Origin of the sequence: Acetitomaculum ruminis DSM 5522, assembly GCF_900112085.1 — a bacterium.
Taxonomy (GTDB): domain Bacteria; phylum Bacillota; class Clostridia; order Lachnospirales; family Lachnospiraceae; genus Acetitomaculum; species Acetitomaculum ruminis.
Genome location: NZ_FOJY01000019.1, coordinates 1 through 19,145, shown reverse-complemented (window position 1 = coordinate 19,145; position 19,145 = coordinate 1). Strand labels below are relative to the sequence as shown.

At 36.5% G+C, this 19,145-nt stretch carries 14 protein-coding genes; 10 read left to right on the top strand and 4 right to left on the bottom strand.

The features are described from left to right. Nucleotides 1-12: 12 nt before the first annotated feature. The 5 genes from BM153_RS11310 to BM153_RS11290 all read left to right on the top strand — a co-directional run bounded on the left by BM153_RS11310 (nucleotide 13) and on the right by BM153_RS11290 (nucleotide 10,021). Nucleotides 13-4,251, top strand: coding sequence for a hybrid sensor histidine kinase/response regulator (locus BM153_RS11310; protein ID WP_092873928.1), 4,239 nt, complete (start codon nucleotides 13-15; stop codon nucleotides 4,249-4,251). Further along, on the top strand, nucleotides 4,252-5,010 hold the full coding sequence (locus tag BM153_RS11305; protein WP_242949137.1) for a response regulator: 759 nt from the start codon (nucleotides 4,252-4,254) through the stop codon (nucleotides 5,008-5,010). A 32-nt stretch (nucleotides 5,011-5,042) separates the two neighbouring features. After that, the gene (locus tag BM153_RS11300; RefSeq protein WP_092873925.1) at nucleotides 5,043-7,415 is read left to right on the top strand and encodes an HD-GYP domain-containing protein; all 2,373 of its coding nucleotides are present in this window, start codon (nucleotides 5,043-5,045) and stop codon (nucleotides 7,413-7,415) included. A gap of 20 nt (nucleotides 7,416-7,435) precedes the next feature. Next, nucleotides 7,436-8,362, top strand: coding sequence for an aldo/keto reductase (locus BM153_RS11295; RefSeq protein ID WP_092873922.1), 927 nt, complete (start codon nucleotides 7,436-7,438; stop codon nucleotides 8,360-8,362). Nucleotides 8,363-8,668: 306 nt separating this feature from the next. Next, the gene (locus BM153_RS11290) at nucleotides 8,669-10,021 is read left to right on the top strand and encodes a dihydrolipoyl dehydrogenase family protein (protein WP_092873919.1); all 1,353 of its coding nucleotides are present in this window, start codon (nucleotides 8,669-8,671) and stop codon (nucleotides 10,019-10,021) included. 28 nt (nucleotides 10,022-10,049) lie between these two features. Here the strand turns inward: BM153_RS11290 and BM153_RS11285 are convergent, their stop codons facing one another. Both BM153_RS11285 and BM153_RS11280 read right to left on the bottom strand, forming a co-directional pair. Then, nucleotides 10,050-10,823, bottom strand: a complete 774-nt coding sequence (locus BM153_RS11285) for a class II glutamine amidotransferase (RefSeq protein ID WP_092873916.1) — start codon at nucleotides 10,821-10,823, stop codon at nucleotides 10,050-10,052. After that, nucleotides 10,802-12,037 (bottom strand): glutamate-cysteine ligase family protein, encoded by a 1,236-nt coding sequence (locus tag BM153_RS11280; RefSeq protein ID WP_092873913.1) that lies wholly within the window; start codon nucleotides 12,035-12,037, stop codon nucleotides 10,802-10,804. Before BM153_RS11280 ends, BM153_RS11285 begins: the two co-directional genes overlap by 22 nt. 515 nt (nucleotides 12,038-12,552) lie before the next feature. Here BM153_RS11280 and BM153_RS11275 point away from each other — a divergent pair. Together BM153_RS11275 and BM153_RS11270 are read left to right on the top strand one after the other, a co-directional pair. Then, nucleotides 12,553-14,457 (top strand): beta-glucoside-specific PTS transporter subunit IIABC, encoded by a 1,905-nt coding sequence (locus BM153_RS11275; protein ID WP_092873910.1) that lies wholly within the window; start codon nucleotides 12,553-12,555, stop codon nucleotides 14,455-14,457. Between the two features lie 59 nt (nucleotides 14,458-14,516). Continuing rightward, the gene (locus BM153_RS11270) at nucleotides 14,517-15,953 is read left to right on the top strand and encodes a glycoside hydrolase family 1 protein (RefSeq protein ID WP_092873907.1); all 1,437 of its coding nucleotides are present in this window, start codon (nucleotides 14,517-14,519) and stop codon (nucleotides 15,951-15,953) included. A gap of 84 nt (nucleotides 15,954-16,037) precedes the next feature. Here the strand turns inward: BM153_RS11270 and BM153_RS11265 are convergent, their stop codons facing one another. Next, nucleotides 16,038-16,529 carry a DUF6652 family protein gene (locus BM153_RS11265; RefSeq protein WP_092873904.1) on the bottom strand — a complete coding sequence of 164 codons (492 nt, stop codon included), beginning with the start codon at nucleotides 16,527-16,529 and terminating at the stop codon, nucleotides 16,038-16,040. Nucleotides 16,530-16,863: 334 nt separating this feature from the next. On the opposite strand from BM153_RS11265, the gene BM153_RS11260 reads away from it, so the two are divergent. The 3 genes from BM153_RS11260 to BM153_RS11250 are packed head-to-tail and all read left to right on the top strand — an operon-like array spanning nucleotide 16,864 to nucleotide 18,681. Further along, nucleotides 16,864-17,592, top strand: a complete 729-nt coding sequence (locus tag BM153_RS11260) for an ABC transporter ATP-binding protein (RefSeq protein WP_092873901.1) — start codon at nucleotides 16,864-16,866, stop codon at nucleotides 17,590-17,592. After that, nucleotides 17,585-18,238, top strand: a complete 654-nt coding sequence (locus BM153_RS11255) for an ABC-2 transporter permease (protein ID WP_092873898.1) — start codon at nucleotides 17,585-17,587, stop codon at nucleotides 18,236-18,238. The genes BM153_RS11260 and BM153_RS11255 overlap by 8 nt, the downstream gene beginning before the upstream one ends. Then, complete coding sequence (locus tag BM153_RS11250) at nucleotides 18,238-18,681, top strand: helix-turn-helix domain-containing protein (protein WP_092873895.1); 444 nt, start codon at nucleotides 18,238-18,240, stop codon at nucleotides 18,679-18,681. Before BM153_RS11255 ends, BM153_RS11250 begins: the two co-directional genes overlap by 1 nt. Before the next feature lie 296 nt (nucleotides 18,682-18,977). On the opposite strand, the gene BM153_RS14315 is transcribed toward BM153_RS11250, so the two are convergent. Beyond that, a partial coding sequence (locus tag BM153_RS14315; protein ID WP_143088308.1) for a zinc ribbon domain-containing protein occupies nucleotides 18,978-19,145 on the bottom strand: 168 nt, incomplete at its 5' end.

The window sequence follows — 19,145 nt, the reverse complement described above, 5'->3', positions numbered from 1 at the left end:
GGAGGAATATATATGTGGCAAAATAATTCCAAAATCAGGTTAGTGAGATATTATTTGATAATGATTGTTATTTTTTCATGTTGCTTTGTTCCTGTTTTTGCGGCTGGAGATACAAAAGAAAAATATAATGTGGCAGGTGGAGGCTACGCAGTAACCGGTCAGATTAAAAATACAGGGTACACATCGGTGCTATATGATGCAACAAATGCTCTTCCTACATCTGATGCTAACTTTATTTTAGGTGCAACAAACGGTTATGTCTGGATTGGTGGCTACAGCGGGATTATTCGTTATGATGGTACAACCTTTGAGAAACTTGATACGTCAGGAGGGCTTACCAGTGCAAGGGGCTTTTTTGAAGATAGCAGGGGTAGAATATGGATAGCTACAAATGACAACGGTGTTGTGGTTATTGATGGCGAAGAGAGAATGCATTTTACATATAAAGAGGGCTTACCGTCCTCTTCTATTCGTATATTTGAGGAAGATTTGGATGGAGATATCTATATAGGAACTACTGCCGGAGTATCTTATGTGGATTCTGATATGAAACTACATGTTGTTGATGACGAAAGAATAAATGAGGAACGAGTATTAAAGCTTGTGTCTGATTCTAAGGGAATAATATATGGACAGACAACTAATGGTATCATTTTTTCAATAGAAGACCATCATGTTTCAAAACTTTATGAAAGCAGTCAGCTTGGTATAAAAAAAATAACTACAATTCTTGCAGATCCTGACCACGATGGAAAGCTTTATTTGGGAACTGAAGGAGAAGGTTTATACTATGGCGATTTTGGGGCTGATGCTACTCATATGAAGAAAATACCGGTAGCTCCCATTGAAAATATACACTGGCTTTCTTACGATTGTGGAAGGGTATGGGTTTCGTCCACATCTCTTGTCGGATATATCCAGAATGACCGGTTTAATGTTCTTTCTGATATTCCGATAAATAGTGGTATAGAAATGACGACATCTGACTATCAGGGAAATATGTGGTTTGCTTCATCGACTCAGGGAGTCATGAAGGTTGTAGCCACCAGTTTCATTAATTTGTCAGAACGGGCTGCTCTTCCAAAAGAAGTGGCAAATACTACCTGTCTTTATAATGGAAGGATATATGTTGGCACTGATAATGGAATTTATATAGTTGATTCAGATTATAAAAAAATAGAAGATGAACTTACGAAATATATTGGAGATGCCAGGGTAAGATGTATAACTTCCGATGATGACGGAAATCTTTGGGTATCAACATATAACCATGATCTTGGTCTTGTATGTCAGACAAAAAGTGGAGAAATAAAGAGTTTTACTACAGAAAACGGATTACTTTCAAACGAAATAAGATGTTGTGTGATGGCAGAAGATAAGACGCTTCTTGTAGGGACAAACGCAGGCTTAGCTATTATAAAAGACGGTGTTGTTAAAAAATGTGTTGGGGAAAAAGAGAAAATTGAAAATACCGTTTTTCTTACTGTGGCACAGGGAGATAATGGAGAAATCTATGCAGGGTCTGATGGAGATGGCATTTATATTATAAAAGACGACACTGTTTCCAGGCTTGGACGGGAAGACGGACTTACAAGTGACGTCGTTATGAGAATCAAAAAGGATGAGGAAAACGGGGGTTATTGGCTTGTTACCTCTAATTCAATTGAATATATGAAGGACGGTAAAATAAAGGAGGTTACTACATTTCCCTATAATAATAATTATGACTTATATTTTGATGATTATCATAATATGTGGATACTTTCTTCCTATGGCATCTATAAGGTAAGCATTGATAAGATGCTTAAGGATGATGTTACTGACTATGAGCTTTATACCATAGCAAATGGTCTTACAAGTACCCCTACTTCGAATTCATACAGTGCCCTTAGTGATGGATTTTTATACATTCCCGGAAGAACCGGTGTATGTATGGTAAATATAAATCAAATAAAAAAAGAACATGTGGTTGTAAAATCAGCTATAAGCTCCATTTATTGTGGAGATGAGAAAATCCTTCCTGATGAAGAAGGAGTTTTTACTATTCCTAATTCGGAAGAAAGAGTGAGTATTACTGCATCTGTGTTGGATTATACCATGATGAATCCAACGGTGAAGATATATATAGAAGGCATGGAAAATGATGGGTTGGAAGTAAAAAGGGCAGATTTAGAATCCCTTGAGTATACCAATCTTAAATATGGAAATTATACTCTTCATGTACAATGTATTGATAATGATGGAAAAGAACTTATAGATGATACTTATCAGATTGTAAAAAAGGCCAGACTTACGGAGCTTCCGGTGTTTGTTATCCTTGTTATTGTGGCGGTGGCTTTACTTGCAGGTGCTATTGTATGGCATGTTACCAACACCACTGTTATAAGAAAACAATACGGAGAAATCAAAAAGGCAAAGGAAGAAGCTGAGAGAGCAAATACTGCTAAGACAAGATTTCTTGCTAATATGTCCCACGAGATAAGAACTCCTATTAATACCATAATGGGAATGAATGAAATGGCACTTAGAGAAGATGCTGCCGGAGTTCCAAAGCCTTATTTTATGTCCATGATGAACTATGCTTTTGATATAAGAAATGCCTCAGAATCACTTTTATCATTAATAAATGACTTACTTGATATGTCTAAAATCGAATCCGGAAAGATGCATCTTGTGGAACGGGAATATGACTTGCAGGATATGCTTAGATCAATTGTTTCCATGATTAGAGTAAGGAGTAATGAAAAACAGCTGATATTTGATGTAATTATAGATGAGATTTTGCCGGGGCGAATGTATGGTGACGACGGTAAAATAAAGCAGGTAGTTTTAAATCTTTTGACAAATGCCGTGAAATATACAGATGCAGGAGGTTTTGCCTTATCTGTTTCAATGGAAGAAAGAAAAAATGATATATGTAAGCTGCAATTTTCCGTAAAAGATACAGGTATGGGTATAAGAAAAGAGGACATGGAAAAACTCTTTACGGCATATGAGCGTCTTGATGAAGAAAAAAACAGTGGTATACAGGGAACCGGTCTGGGACTTGATATTTCCAGAAGATTTGCAGAGCTTATGGGGGGGACTCTTATATGTGAAAGTGAATTTGGAAAAGGCTCTGAATTTATTCTTGCGGTTAATCAAAAAATTGTTGATAAAACACCAATAGGTGTATTTATGGAACATGATGATAAAAAATCAAGCGGACCTTATGTGCCTAAATTCATCGCTCCTGATGCGGACATTCTTGTGGTGGATGATACGCCTATGAATTTAAATGTAATAAAGGGACTTCTTAAACCTACAAAGGTATTTGTATCCACGGCATTAAGCGGAGAGGAAGCATTAGAAAAGATAAAAGATACTCGATTTAATGTGGTGCTTCTTGATCATATGATGCCAGGTATGGATGGTATTGAAACTGTAGAAAAAATACGAAAGATTGATCCGGAACTTCCGGTTTATGCTCTTACTGCAAATACTGCCGTAGATGAAGTCTTCTATATATCTAAAGGATTTAACGGATATCTTGCAAAACCGATAGATAGTGAAGTTTTAGAAGGTACCATTATGAAACATCTGCCGGAAACCATTATGGAAAAGCCGACTAAAGATGATATAGGAGAAGAATTAACACAAATCCCGGAGGATAAAATGTGGATTTATGAAACCGAGGGAATAACAGTAGCAGAGGGAATCAAAAATTCCGGTGGAATCGGGGGATTTTTACTCTCTCTTGGTATGTTTTATGATACGGTGGAAAATAATGCAAAAATTATCAGGGATTCTTATGAAGCCGGGAATATAAGACTGTTTACAATAAAGGTACATGCTCTTAAAAGCTCTGCAAGGATAATTGGTGCAAACAAATTATCTGAGATGGCTTTAGAAATGGAAAATTCCGGTAATAGTGAAGATATGTCATATATTGATGCTAATATCGTTGCTTTACTTGAGGAATATGAAAGTTTTATTAAAAAACTTAACAGGATTCATGATGAAGAAGATAAAAAAGATAAGAGTATTGTACCAGAGGATATGCTAAAGGATGCCTATTTAGCATTATCTGATGTCATACCTCAGATGGATTATGATTCAGTAGAAATGATACTTGAAAGCTTAAATGAATATTTATTGCCTGAAGAGGATGAGAAAATAATGAAAGAATTACAAAGTATGCTTAGGGTATTTGACTGGGACGGTATGGAAGATTTGATTTGCAACAATGATTCAAAGGATGGAGGAAATTAAATGTCAAAGGAAAAGATGATGGTTATAAGTCAAAAGGAATCATTTATAGTTCGTGTCCTTATTAACAAGGTAAGTGCTACCGGCGCAGAGTGCAATTTTGTAACCTGGACTGTAAATGAGATAAGTTCTGGTCTGGAGGGAGTGTCTCTTATAGTATTGTACATGGATGATGGGGACAGACCTGGAGAGGATATATTACATTTTCTTACAGATACATTGGAGGAAAAGTCCCTTGAGATGATTATTGTGGGAGAGCATCCTGATATACAATATGTATGCGACCATGTTCCGGGAGAAATGATATATATGACTTTTACAAGACCTGTAGATAATAACAAATTTGTAGGGGCGGTTACTGAGTATTTTGCAAAAGCTGATTCCGGAGCATTTAAGAAGAGTATTTTAATAGTAGACGATGATCCTCAATACCTGACTATTATCAGAGAGTGGCTTAAGGGAACCTATAAAGTATCCATGGCAAATTCCGGTTTACAGGCTATTAAGTGGCTTGGAAAAAATAAGGTGGATTTAATTCTTTTGGATCATGAAATGCCTGTAACCAGTGGACCACAGGTACTAGAAATGTTAAGAAGTGACAGTGAAACGAGATCAATTCCCGTAATGTTTTTAACCGGAAAAGGAGATAAGGATAGTGTTATGGAAGTTGTATCACTTCGTCCGGAAGGGTACTTCTTAAAAAATATTCAAAAAGAGGAGCTTTTAGAAAAATTGCAGGAGTTTTTTATATTGCACAAATAAGATGAGATTTAGAGGCAAAGGAGAAGGATAATATGTTTGAACTTATTCGAATACATCAATTAAATATTATGCTGTTGCTTTGCGGAGCCTGTGCGATATTAACAATCCTTCTTTTTATGACCCGGTTTTTAAACGGCAGCAGAAAAAGAATTCTTATTCTTATGGAACTTTTTGCCTTGTTTTTATTATGGTTTGACAGAGCGGCATATATTTACTCCGGTACTTTAGGTCAAACAAGTTATATTATGGTCAGACTCAGTAATTTCATGGTTTTTTTCCTTACATCCGGTGTTGTATTTGCATTCAACATGTATCTAAGAGATTATCTTGTCAATGAAGGCGGTTTAAGTTTAGCATTATTACCTTACAGGTTAAAAGTAACCAGGGTGTTTTCTCTTATGGGAATGCTTCTTGCAGTTATATCTGCTTTTACGGGATTATATTATTATTTTGATGAAAATAATATGTATCACAGGGGACCGGGATTTTTGATTGCATATATTATTCCTATTATATGTCCGATTTTACAATATACCGTCATAAGACAGTATAAGAATATATTTAGCAAGGTGATTTATATATCTATGGTATTGTACATATATGTACCGATTGTATGTGGAATACTTCAGATTTTCGTATACGGGATTTCTATTGTCAACATGGCTATGGTGGCAGTCTCCATATCTTTGTATCTTTTTACATATATTGATATCAATAATACAGTAGAACGTGCTCATGAGATTGAAATCAGAGGAATGCAGGGAGAAAAAGCAAAAATGCAAAGGCTATTTGATCAGACTGCAAAAGCTTTTGTTTCCGTTGTAGAAAAAAAAGACACTTCTATCGAAGGATGTTCTGTCAGGGTTGCAGAATGTGCAAAAAAGATTGCCAGACTTAGCGGGATGAATGAGTCGGAATGTGAAAAGGTGTATTATGCGGGATTACTTCATAATATCGGAATGGTTGGAATTTCAGATGCTGATGTTTTAACAGCTGTTGAATGTCCTGATAAGGCACCTGAGATTTTTGCCCCATTACCTATTATCGGAAATGAGATCTTATCAAACATTAGGGAATTACCCTATCTTGCCAGGGTAGCATATTGCTGTCACGAAAATTATGACGGAACCGGTCAGCCTGAGGGGTTAAAAGGTGATGATATTCCTGACTTTGCACGGATAGTTGCTGTGGCAGATGCATATGTGCTTATGAAAACTGCCAGCAGTTTTAGTCGTTTGTTACCGGACTTTGTGGTAAAAGAAGCTCTTCTTAAAGGAGCAGGAGAGAGGTTTGACCCTAAGTATGCCGAAATCATGATAAAAATAATTGATGAAAACAGTAAAGAAGAGGAATTTGATAAAAAAGAGGTAGAAAAGAATCTTACCTGCTTAGAATACAGACAGCAGGTGTCAACCGGAATTCCTATTACAGATAATATTACAAAGATTACATTTGAATGTGAATCCTTAACAGATGTGGAGGATAATGGATTTTCTGCACCATCAATTATATTATTTGCAGCTTATGACAGATATGTTCATGACAACGAGAAATCCATTGAAGCATATAAATACGTTGAATATGGGGAAATATGGTTTGATGATCACAGCGTCCGGACAGAAGCTAGAAGATTTAAAGAAACGATTAAAAGAGGTGATAATGAAACATCTGTGGGGGATGGGACAAATTATGAGATTTGTATGGGTAAATATGAAGACCATCTAAAACTTAAAATGATAAGCCCATCCTATGAAAAGGAAGTAATTGTCGCTCTTTCGGATGGTTCTAGGTCTGCATATCTTGCTATTACTGGTGAGTATTGCAGGATAAAAGATATTTCTATAGAACTAACCGGTGTAAAGGTTACACAAGATGATATAACCAGAATAGTAAGTATAACAAGTTATATAGACCGTATGGAATCAGATATTAAGAATTTGCAAATAGACAGATTACGGTCTGCTTATACCCAGGGGATAGAACTTAAAGATCGTCTCAGGGTTAAATTTCATACAATGAGTTTGCCAAGTGCAAGTTTAGTATGGCATTGTCCTTATTTTGTGGTTTTTTATTCCGAGGATGGAAAAGTTGAAGGTAAGAATTACCGTGAATATGGTCTCGTTAAAATATATGGTGAAAATGATGGTGATACGGATTATGCTCAAAACAGTATAACAATGAAAAAGACAGAGGAATTTCCGGGCTGGGATGAGTGGAAAGAAAACAACAAAAAAGGAATGGAATGTGAAGTATTATTGAGAAAGAAGAATAATCGTATCATATTAAAAACCTGTAATTTTGGAATTGATATGGAAAATGTAACTACCATTAATGATGGAGTAGAAAAAGTATATGTGGCATTGACAGGGGAGCAGGTTGCAATTACGGATATAAGGGTGCGATAAAAAAACAGGAGGTATGTAAATTGAAGACAAAAAATATCGTAAACGGACCACAAAATGTTTCAAGGGTTATACTAGGATGCATGAGAATGCCGGCTTTGTCTGTAGAAGAAGCTGCAGGTATAATTGAGTGTGCATCAGAACAGGGAATTAATTTTTTTGACCATGCTACCTGTTATGGAGATGGTGAGGCGGAGCAGCGCTTTGGAGATGCCTTTGCAAAAACCGGGCTAAAGAGGGAGGATTTTTATATCCAGAGTAAATGTGGATTGCATTTTGACCGAATGGAATTTGACTGGAGCAGAGATGACATTATAAAAAGTACTCATGAAAGCCTTCAGAGGCTACATACAGAATATCTTGATGTTTTGCTTTTGCACAGACCGGATCTTTTGTTTGAACCAGAAGAGGTGGCGGATGCTTTTGATAAGCTTTATAAAGAAGGAAAAGTAAGATATTTTGGTGTCAGTAATGTAACTCCGGGAGAACTTGAGCTGTTAAAAAAGTATGTAAAACAGCCGCTGGTATTTAATCAGTTACAGTTTTCACTTGATCAGACACAGTTAATTGACGGTGCCTTTTATTTAAATAATCTAACAACTGATCGTTCAACAGACAGGGACAATGGTGTTTTGGATTACTGCAGGTTGCATGATATTACAATTCAAGCCTGGTCACCTCTACAGATTGGAATGTTTCAGGGATGTTTTATTGACCATCCTGATTATGAGAAGCTTAATCTTGAACTTGCTCGTATTGGTGAAGTATATGGTGTAAGTAAAACTGCTGTTGCTATAGCGTGGATACTCAGACATCCGGCAGGAATGCAGGCCATTGCAGGAACAATGAATCAAGAACATCTAAAAGAGTTTTGTGACTCCACAAAGGTGGATATGACTCATAAAGAATGGTACGACCTGTATCTGGCATCAGGAAAGTTTTTGCCATGATATATGTTGCTATACAGATTAAGAGGGGGATATGAACGCAGTGTAAGCAATCCCCCGCTTCAAAAGCGTAAGCTTTAAGCGGGGGTATAAGCTTACTAGTGTCAGAAGGGGTTAACTCCCCTTCTGACAGGTGGCACAAAGTGCCACTGCGTTCATGAGGAAGTAGCGAAGCGGATTCCGAATGTCCGCTTTACTAAGAAGATTTTGGCTTTTTGTTACATTTATAAATAATTGGATAAAAAAAAGTCAGGGATATTATCAAAAAAAGTAAACAGATGCGAAAAAATGCATCGGAAAGGAGAGACAATGACAAAATATGATGTGATTTTCATCGGAAGCGGTCACTCGTGTAACCATGGAGGAATAATGTTAGCCATGTCAGGCAAAAAAGTGGCATTTGTGGAAATGGGAAAAATAGGTGGAACCTGTACCAACTACGGATGTGATGCCAAGATTTTACTGGATGGACCTTTTGAATATCTTGATGGCTTAAAGCGTTATGAGGGATTGTGCGTTGAAAGCGATGTAAAAATTGACTGGACCAGGCTTATGTCCTATAAAAAACAGACCTTAGGTGTTTTTGATCCTATTTTGGAAAAGCTGTTTTCTGACATGGGCGTGGATGTGATTCGTGGACGGGGTCGTATTAAAGATGCTCATACAGTGGAAGTGGATGGAACCGCCTATGAGACAGAATATATTGTAATTGGAACAGGACAAAGGAATGCACAGCTTCAAATACCTGGTAAGGAATTCACTCACGGAAGCAGTCATTTTCTGGATTTGGATGAGATGCCTGATAGTATAATATTTATCGGTGCAGGTATTATATCAATGGAATTTGCATCAATGGCATTGGCTCTTGGAAAGAAAGTACAATTTTTTGAGTTTGCACCTAGGGCTTTGATGGCATACCCTCAAGAATATGTCAAAAAGCTTGTTGAAAAGATGGAATCACAGGGAGCAGTATTTCATTTTAATGAAGCTGTCGCATCGGTTGAAAAGGAAGGAAGTCAGTATAAAGTTACATCACAAAATGGAGTTTTTGCTACAGCTGATTATGTTTTGGATGCTACCGGCAGGGTTGCAAATTTTGAAGACCTTGGGCTTGAGGAACTGGGAATAAAAGCTTCCCGTAAAGGAATTGAAGTAGATGATCATATGCGTACTTCAGTTTCGAATATTTTTGCCAGTGGTGATGTGGTGGATAAGACCATACCGAAACTTACACCGACAGCAGAGTATGAATCAAATTATATTGCGGCACAAATCCTTGGAATATTAGATGCACCAATTGTCTATCCGGTTATTCCAAATCTGGTATTTACACTTCCTCGTATTGGTCAGGTTGGCGTGAGTCTTGATGATGCAAAAGCATCGCCGGATGCTTATAAAGTGGTGAATATTCCATGGGGCGTTCAAAATGACTGGGTGAATAATCATGAGACAGACACAGATGTAAATTTGATATTTGACAAGAAAGGATATCTTGTGGGTGCTGCAATCTATGGAAGTGAGGCAGGAACATGGCTTGATTACCTGACTTTGGTAATTGATAAGAAAATGACAGCAGCTGATCTTCGGGGCATGATTATGTCATTCCCGACCCAGACCTATATGCTATGGTCAGCTTTGTTGCCACACCTTAAAATGATGTAAAAATAGAATATTAATTTAAAGTTCATTACTATAATTGAGCATAATCCATAAAAATCAGTTTAAGTTTTTCAGGGTCATCGATATAGGAATGATTATGAGGGATTCCTTCATACACCAGGGATCCCTCTTTGTAAACGAGAAGCCTGTTTTGGGAAACCTCTTTCCATATTTCATCATCAAGAGGATGGGTAGAAAAGGCTGATATACCAGGCTTTTCATTTACAAAAAGAGTACCGGCAGCATTCATATGTACGTATAAATATTCATCGTCATAAATAAGCAGATTAAGCTTGTTCTCAGGAGCAAGCTTTTTTATAGTATTTTCTACTGCTTTAAACCTTTCTTTGGCCTTTAAAATACCCTGGGATTTGTTATTTAAATCGTTAATCTGGTCAATAAGATATAAAAGAATTCTTTCACTGTCAGTAGACCCTTTTTGATGATGGAGATATATGCTTAATTGAGGGGCATCAAAAATGGTTCCATTGTGAATGAGTGTCCAGGCTCTGCCTGTGTTATCAGTGGCAACAAAAGGATGAGAATTAGAATAAGAGTCATCACCGATTGTAGCACGTCGGATATGGGCAAGAAAAATAGAAGTCTGGATTTTTTCTTTAAGCCTGCACTTAAGATAATTGCTTTTTAAGGCCTGGAGAGGTTCTTTTTCCACATGAACATTTCCATCATCAAAAAAAGCAAGTCCCCATCCGTTGGGATGATCCTTGGAATGAGAAAAAAAATCCTTTAGCCATTGGTTTATAACAATTTTTTTATTTGCTGTTACTCCAAATAGTTCACACATTTTAGATACTCCTTATCTTCATCATCTAATTCATTGGATGCAAGTAAAATAATATATTCTGCCCAATCTGCGGCGGTTTTATCATGATAAATATTGGCATTTAAACCATTTTTTTCAATTTCATCAACAGCCTTGTTTATAGCTTCAATGGAATTAATGTCACTAAGAGCATGCTCAAGTATATCCAGGTTCTTTTTTGAATACATAAGTCCTTTAATCAGAGCAACATAACCAAGAGCTTTGTCAATAGGAACACTGTCTGCAACTCTGATTTCTATGTAGGTTTTAACTCTTAAATGGAAAAATCCCATAGAAATGAAATGCTCAATCAATTGTTTTTTACGTTTATCTGATAAATCATCTTCTTTAATAACTAAAGATTCAAACAAATCCCTGGCACTTTTATCAGCTACATAAAGGGTTTTGTCTGATTCCGGATATAAAATCAGGGAAGTACTATATATAAGATTAGACAAAGAATCATATCCAAAATCATTATCAAATGAATGTGGGATAAAACCTGTTCTGTCAGAATCTAAATCATCCCATTGTTGTATTCTGAAAAGATGAGGCCTGTCCGGAGCATCTTTTAAAGTGGAGTTTTCATCAGTTTTACTTTCAAGAAGAATCATAAAAACAGGGGAAAGCTTTTGTATTAAACGAATCTTTCTAATCATGTCTTCTTCAGAAGAATAGTCAATGGAAATCTGGGTAGAAGCAGATGCTCGCATCATATATTTGCCATATTTTCCGGTTTTGAGAAAATGCCTGTTCATGTATTCATAACGCTTCTTTGGCGAAAGAGGAATATCATCAGGAGTGATAATACCCAGTTCTACTTTAGGAAGGTTACCAAATGTTTTGATGCTATAGCCTCTTTTTGTAAAAATCGGCTCCCATAAAGCTATGAATTTCCGGTATACATCAGCGATTTTTTTAATGTCAGAATAAGGGGATATGCTTATTTCAAACTGGCATGAAGGTTCAAGGCTGATAGCGTATTCATCCGTGTTATATCCAACGACATAGCCGTCAATATAGTGAAGGGATGCCTGAATTTCATTTCCTACTTTTTCAATAAGAGAGGATATTTCATCAAATTTAATCTGGTCACCGTTTTCATCCACAATAAAATGTTCAATTTCAAGTCCAAGCCTTTGTGAAGTTGTTTCTCCGTTTCTAATATAATCTGAGATGTCTTTTAAAAAGCACATTTAAAATACCTCCATATTAAAATCATAGTAAAATAGTATGAATAGATAGTATGCTTAAATTAGAACTTTGAAAAGAATAAAAAACTGATAACCTGCTATATATTTTTCTTATCACAAGAGGATATTATTGCCTTTCATGCCCGCTTTACCACATTCATCCCTCCCAGGATGGAAATGCCAGGAGATGTTTTTTCTTCTGTAAAGCGGACATTCGGAATCCGCTTCGCTACTTCCTCATGAACGCAGTGGCACTTTGTGCCACCTGTCAGAAGGGGCTTTAACCCCTTCTGACACTAGTAAGCTTATACCCCCGCTTAAAGCTTACGCTTTTGAAGCGGGGGATTGCTTACACTGCGTTCACAAAAATATTAAAAATATCTTTCGCTGATAGTACAAAATGAGTCTGATTATTGCATATATTGCACTATTAGTGTTAATGAATTGACAAATATTGTCGAAATATTAGAAAAGTATCACTAAAGAATGTAATTTAAACCCAAAGGAGGAAAAGAGAGATGGCATTAGATTACAAATCAACTGCAGACAAGATTATCGAAGCTGTTGGTGGTAAGGAGAATATCGCTTCGGCGACCCATTGTATGACCAGACTTCGAATGGTGCTTGTGGATGAGAAAAAGGCAAATGACGACAAAGTTAACAAAATTAAGGGTGTAAAATCCGTAATCAAACAAGGCGGACAGTACCAGGTGGTTATCGGAAATGAGGTTTCAAACCTTTTTAAAGAATTTAAAGCCATGGGCTTTGGCGAAGAAGCTGGTAGTGTTCAAAACAAGCCGGAAGGCAATATAGGACAGCGACTTTTGGGATTCATTTCCGGATGTTTAACACCTCTGTTACCGGCTATTCTTGGAGCCGGTATGTTAAAGGTGGTTCTTACCCTTTGTACCACCCTTAATGTATTAGAATCAACGAATCCGACATATACCATGTTTTATGCAATGGCAGATGCTTTCTTCTACTTCCTGCCAATATTCTTAGGCTGGTCAATTGCTAAAAAGACAGGTGGAAGCATTCCATTGTATTTAGCTGTTGGTGCTATGCTTTGCTATCCGGATCTTACCTCTTTATTAGGAGGAGCCGTTGAAGGTGTAAAATATGGTACTTTTTTGGGTTCACAATGTACATATCTTTTTGGAGTAATACCTGTAATAGATACGAGTTACACATCATCAGTCGTTCCGATGCTTCTTATGGCTCCGGTTATGATGTGGGCGGAAGAATTTGCTGATAAGGTTTCTCCAAATGTACTAAAAGCATTTTTAAAACCATTAATTTTCATGATTATTTGTGTTCCGGTAGTTTTAGTAGTTTTAGGACCTTTAGGTGGAGTTATCGGAAACGGAATGGCATTTATAATTAACTCCATGTACAATGCAGTACCATGGCTTACAGTAGGTATTCTTTCAGCCATTATGCCGTTTATAGTAATGACAGGTATGCATTATGCATTGATACCAATTTGTATTAATAATATGGCAACCCTTGGTTGGGACGTAATTGTACTTGTTACCATGTTTTGTTCTAATATTTGTCAGGGTGGTGCAGCTTTTGGTGTTGCTGCAAAAACCAAAGATGTTGAAACACGTTCTGAAGGTATTGCCTGCGGTATTTCAGCTACAATTGCCGGAGTTACAGAACCTGCAATGTACGGAATCAACTTAAGATTTGGTAAACCTATGATAGCAGCCGTAACAGGTGCTGGAATTTCAGGTCTTTTAGCAGGAATAACTTCTGTTAAAGGTTACTCAATGGGAGGTTCTCCTTCTTTCTTATCATTAATTACATTCATTGGTGGAGATAGCCCATATGCTGGAGTAATCTGGGGAGCAATCTGTGGTGCACTTGGTCTTGCCATAGCAGCTGTACTTTCCTTTATTATGTATAGTGACAAGGCAGCAGGTGTAGGAGAATTTGCTGCTGATTCAGATGGTGGAGTGACAAATGCTCCGGAAACCATTTATTCTCCTATAAAAGGAAAACTTCTTTCACTTTCAGAAACTCCTGATGATATGTTTGCTTCCGGAACGATGGGAGAAGGTGTCGCTATTGAGCCTGTGGAAGGAAAAGTTTTTGCACCGGCAGATGGCGAGATTTCTGCATTTTTCGAAACTGGACATGCCATTGGAATAACTACTGAAAATGGTGCTGAGATTCTTATCCATGTAGGTATGAATACAGTTGAATTAAAAGGTGAAGGATTTACCGTGAAAAGAACAGCGGGTGACAAGGTTAGAAAAGGAGATTTGCTTTTGGAGTTCGATATTGATCTTATAAAAAATGCAGGATATCCAATTATAACACCGGTTATTGTGACAAATTCAGAGGACTATACCAAAGTTTCTCCTAAGGCAGGCGGAGTGGATATTAAAGCCGGTGACAGTATTATAGATGTTGAATAGAATATATTAAATGGGAGGGAAGGCCTTTAGCCGACCCTTTCATATACAGGAGGAATTGTATGTCAATATTAAGAAAAGATTTCCTATGGGGCGGCGCTACAGCCGCAAATCAATATGAAGGTGCCTGGGATGTTGATGGTAAGGGCGCTTCAATATCCGATCACTGTACCAATGGTTCACATACATCACCTAAAAGGGTGACAATAAACTTTGAAGAAGGAACTTTGTATCCAAGCCGTGAAGCAACGGATTTTTATCATCATTATAAAGAGGATATCGCTCTTGCGGCAGAAATGGGCTTTAAGGTTTTTCGTATGTCAATCAACTGGACAAGGATTTTCCCGACAGGAATGGAAGATAAGCCTTTAGAGGCAGGTCTTAAATTTTATGACAATGTTTTTGATGAATTAAAAAAATATAATATAGAACCTTTAGTAACCATTTCCCACTATGAAATGCCTTATGCTCTCATAGAAAAATATAACGGATGGGAAGGCAGAGAATGTATTAACTATTTTTATCATTATTGTGAAACAATATTTGAAAGATATAAGGGTAAGGTAAAATATTGGCTGACCTTTAATGAGATAAACTCAGGAACACAAGCTATTGGTTCGGTTTTATCCACCGGTACGGTAAAGGGATTTGACGGCCCGTTATATGAAGCACCGGATAAGCCTCAGGAAAGATATCAGGCACTTCATCATCAATTTCTGGCAAGTGCCAGGGTAATAAAGCTTGCCCATGAGAAATATCCTGATTATAAGATGGGAAATATGTGCATATTTGCAACCAGTTACCCAATGACCTGCAATCCTGAGGATGTACTTGCAAATCAGGAATTTATGAGAAAAATGAACTGGTACTGTTCTGATGTACATGTTCGTGGAAAATATCCATCTTACGCAAAGAAGATTTGGGACAAATTAGGGGTAAATATTAAGATGGAGCCGGAAGATGAGGATATTCTTAAAGAGGGAAAAGTAGATTTTTATACCTTTAGTTATTATATGTCTAGCTGTATTAGTGCTCAGGCTGATAAATCCGGTGATGGAAATATCATAGGAGGCGCTCCAAATCCATACCTTGAAGCCTCAGACTGGGGCTGGCAGATTGATCCTACAGGACTTAGATATGCCCTTAATGAAATCTATGACCGCTATGAAATACCTGTTATGGTCGTGGAAAATGGCCTTGGTGCAAGGGATGAGATTTCTGAGGATGGAAAAATTCATGACAGCTACCGAATAGATTATTTAAAAAAGCATATCAAAGCAATGATAGGAGCAGTTCAAGATGGTGTAGACCTTATGGGTTATACTCCTTGGGGCTGGATTGATGTGGTTTCTGCTTCCACAGGAGAAATGGCAAAACGTTACGGATTTGTGTACGTTGATAAATATGATGATGGAACCGGTGATTTAAGCCGAAGAAAAAAAGATTCCTTTGAATGGTATAAAAAGGTAATCGCTTCAAATGGTGATGAATTAGAATAGATGTTTTATTAGAAAGTAAAAATATTAATGAAAAAACAGATGGTGTGATAGTTTAATTTACGCTAACACATCATCTGTTTATTATTATGCAGATATAAACCTTTTTCTTATTTTGGAAGCTAAAAAGAGATCCACGATATACCACATGTTAAAAATCAGGTAAGAAATCATTTTACCTGTAGTTATTTTTTGGTTTTTTTTAAGTTTGATGGTGCATATTTGGGCGGGAATTACGGTTGTTGCAAATATTGCTGCATCTATGGCTATGAGTATAGGCAAGACAAAAATTCCTACCCCGCATAACGCCATCAAAATACCAAAAATACCTGAAGCAAGTACGAAAAATATTATATAATAGGGTATCTGTATCAGCTTTACCTTAAAATTCACCTTTGCCAGCTTGCTTTTATCAGATGCTAATAGCGAGATTATTAAAGTAAAAATTATCTCAATAATCATTCCTTTAGCAATTAGCTCATATATTAATCCCCAACTATCCTGAATTTTACTTGAAGTGTAAAAAAGTATTAAATATACATAGGGCATTAATGCATTGAGATATAATAGATTTTCCATAATAATTTTCTCCCTTCTATCCTAAAAGTTTATGATTTTTTTATAAATCATAATATTGATATTTTACCTTTATAAGATAATAATATCAACTCTTTTGTCTCACGTATGTCAACTTTGTAATAATGCAAAAAATGATATGAGACTTTTATGAAAATAGTAAAAAGAATTTTTTACATAGAATCCTAATATGGACATATTAATTTCCGAAATAAATCAGGGGATAGGCAACTAAACATAACAAAAAATATAAAGTTTCGTTAACTATGATTGGTTGAAGTTAAGGCAACCACACTTTACAATAATCATAGAAATCAAAGTGAAAGGGAGGCTTGTTATGAGTATTATAGAAGTTTGTGATATAGTCAAAAAATATCCGTCATTTGAACTTAAAAATGCATCTTTTGGTATAGAAGGTGGAGAGATTACCGGTTTTATAGGAAGAAATGGTGCAGGAAAAACAACTACTATTAAAACCATGTTAAATCTTATACACCTTGATGGAGGAAAGGTTTCTTATTTTGGAAAGAATCTAACGGATAATGAGGTGGAAATAAAAAAACGCATCGGTTATTCCACTGGGACTTTAAGCTGGTATCCAAGAAAAAAGATTAAAGATATTGCAGGAGCAATTAAACCTTTTTATGAAAGCTGGGATGAGGAATCCTACAGAAAATATCTGAATATGTTTGGACTTGATGAAATGAAAATGCCGGTGGAGCTTTCTGAAGGAATGAAAGTTAAATTCAACCTTCTAATAGCCCTTTCCCACCGGGCAGAAGTTTTGATTTTAGATGAACCAACCAGTGGACTGGATCCTTTTTCAAGAAATGAACTCCTTGATGTTTTTGAAGAGCTAAAAAAACAAGGTGTTGCAGTATTTTTCTCTACTCATATAATTTCTGATATTGAAAAATGTGCAGATACTATAGTTTATATTTCAAAGGGCAATATAGTAGCAGCCCTTTCAAAGAACGATTTTGTAAAGAGTTATTCAAAAAAAGGGGAAAGTCTTGAAGATACTATTTTAAGAATGGAAAGCGAAGGAGGGGCTACTTATGCGTAATATACTTAAAAAAGAGATGTTTCTTACAGCCAGCGTGGTAACGTACGTATTTATTCTATTTGGATTAATGTTTTTTCTTCCGGGTTATCCTATATTGTGTGGTGCATTCTTTAGTGCATTGGGGATTTTTAAAAGCTTTGAATCAGCCAGAGAGGCAAATGATATAGTTTTTTCCGCTTTGCTTCCTATTGCAAAAAAAGATGTGGTAAAGGGAAAATATTATTTTGTGTGTACAATTGAAGTTTCTTCCTTGTTTCTAATGATGCTTGCCATGATTTTACGTATGACATTATTATCTGATTCTACGGTTTACAGAAATAATGTTATGATGAATGCCAATTTATTTGCTTTGGGAGCAGCCTTTATAATTTTTGGACTATTTAACTGGATTTTTGTAATGGGATTTTTTAAAACGGCTTATAAATACGGAAAACCCTTTGTTATTTTTATAATTGTTGCCTTTTTGTCAATTGGCGTATTTGAGGCTTTACATCATATACCGGGCTTTGAAGGATTAAATGCCTTTGGATGTGATAATATTATTTTACAGTTGAGCATGCTCATTGTTGGCCTTTTGATTTATATTCTAATGACAATTTTATCCTGTAAAAAGGCCTGTGAATATTTTGAAAGGATTGATTTGTAATGTTAAAAGAAAATTTAATGATGCTTCGCAGTCTCCACGGCTATTCCCAGGAGGAAATCGCAGAACAAATCGGAATCTCCAGGCAGGCATATGCAAAATGGGAGAGCGGTGCAACCATACCGGACATTGAAAAATGCAACCGCCTTGCAAAAGTTTATCATACCAGTATTGACAGTCTTATAAAAACAACAAAGGAAGAAGGTATAGGTATGATTCCTCCTGCTCCGGCAGGAAAAAACATCTGGGGGAGTGTCACCATAAATGATCGTGGTCAGATAGTTATTCCAAAAGGAGCACGAGAAAAGTTTAATCTAAAAGGGGGAGGTCGCCTTGTAGTTTTAAGTGACGAGCAAGGAATCGCCCTGATTCCGGCGGAGTCTTTTGAGGCAGGTTTAAAAAAGGTCATGGAGTCAATGTTAGTAGACAGTGATAAAGAACGGTAAAAGAATTTTTTACCTAAATTAGAAAAAGAGGATTATTATTTTGTGTTATTATTAAAAGAAAAAGGATAAGAAATACAAACTATGTTATAATCATTTTAACGAAGTAAAGCTTAAAATGTTAGGGGAAATATGTATATTGACACTCCCATCAGCTAAAGCTAATGGGATTCTTGTTTCAATGACCACGGTTATTGTCACACCTACCAAGGTAAGCAGTTTTCTCGTTAGTCTCCACAAGCGTAAGACTTTTGCCTAGTTCGGGTGTGCCCCACCCTACTATACGTATATTTTAAGGTTTAGGCCATTTGCTCTGCAAGTAGACTTAGACCTTTTTCTTTTATGTTAATAGCAGCATTAATGTCCCTATCATGGAAAGTTCCGCATTCAGGGCAAACCCACTGTCTAACAAACAATTTTTTAACCTGGGTATGCTTATGACCACAGACATTACATGACTGGCTGCT

Coding starts and splice junctions, on each gene's coding strand:
- BM153_RS11310 (WP_092873928.1), top strand. CDS start 13: ATGTGGCAAAATAATTCCAAAATCAGGTTAGTGAGATATTATTTGATA.
- BM153_RS11305 (WP_242949137.1), top strand. CDS start 4,252: ATGTCAAAGGAAAAGATGATGGTTATAAGTCAAAAGGAATCATTTATA.
- BM153_RS11300 (WP_092873925.1), top strand. CDS start 5,043: ATGTTTGAACTTATTCGAATACATCAATTAAATATTATGCTGTTGCTT.
- BM153_RS11290 (WP_092873919.1), top strand. CDS start 8,669: ATGACAAAATATGATGTGATTTTCATCGGAAGCGGTCACTCGTGTAAC.
- BM153_RS11285 (WP_092873916.1), bottom strand. CDS start 10,823: ATGTGTGAACTATTTGGAGTAACAGCAAATAAAAAAATTGTTATAAAC.
- BM153_RS11280 (WP_092873913.1), bottom strand. CDS start 12,037: ATGTGCTTTTTAAAAGACATCTCAGATTATATTAGAAACGGAGAAACA.
- BM153_RS11275 (WP_092873910.1), top strand. CDS start 12,553: ATGGCATTAGATTACAAATCAACTGCAGACAAGATTATCGAAGCTGTT.
- BM153_RS11270 (WP_092873907.1), top strand. CDS start 14,517: ATGTCAATATTAAGAAAAGATTTCCTATGGGGCGGCGCTACAGCCGCA.
- BM153_RS11265 (WP_092873904.1), bottom strand. CDS start 16,529: ATGGAAAATCTATTATATCTCAATGCATTAATGCCCTATGTATATTTA.
- BM153_RS11260 (WP_092873901.1), top strand. CDS start 16,864: ATGAGTATTATAGAAGTTTGTGATATAGTCAAAAAATATCCGTCATTT.
- BM153_RS11255 (WP_092873898.1), top strand. CDS start 17,585: ATGCGTAATATACTTAAAAAAGAGATGTTTCTTACAGCCAGCGTGGTA.
- BM153_RS11250 (WP_092873895.1), top strand. CDS start 18,238: ATGTTAAAAGAAAATTTAATGATGCTTCGCAGTCTCCACGGCTATTCC.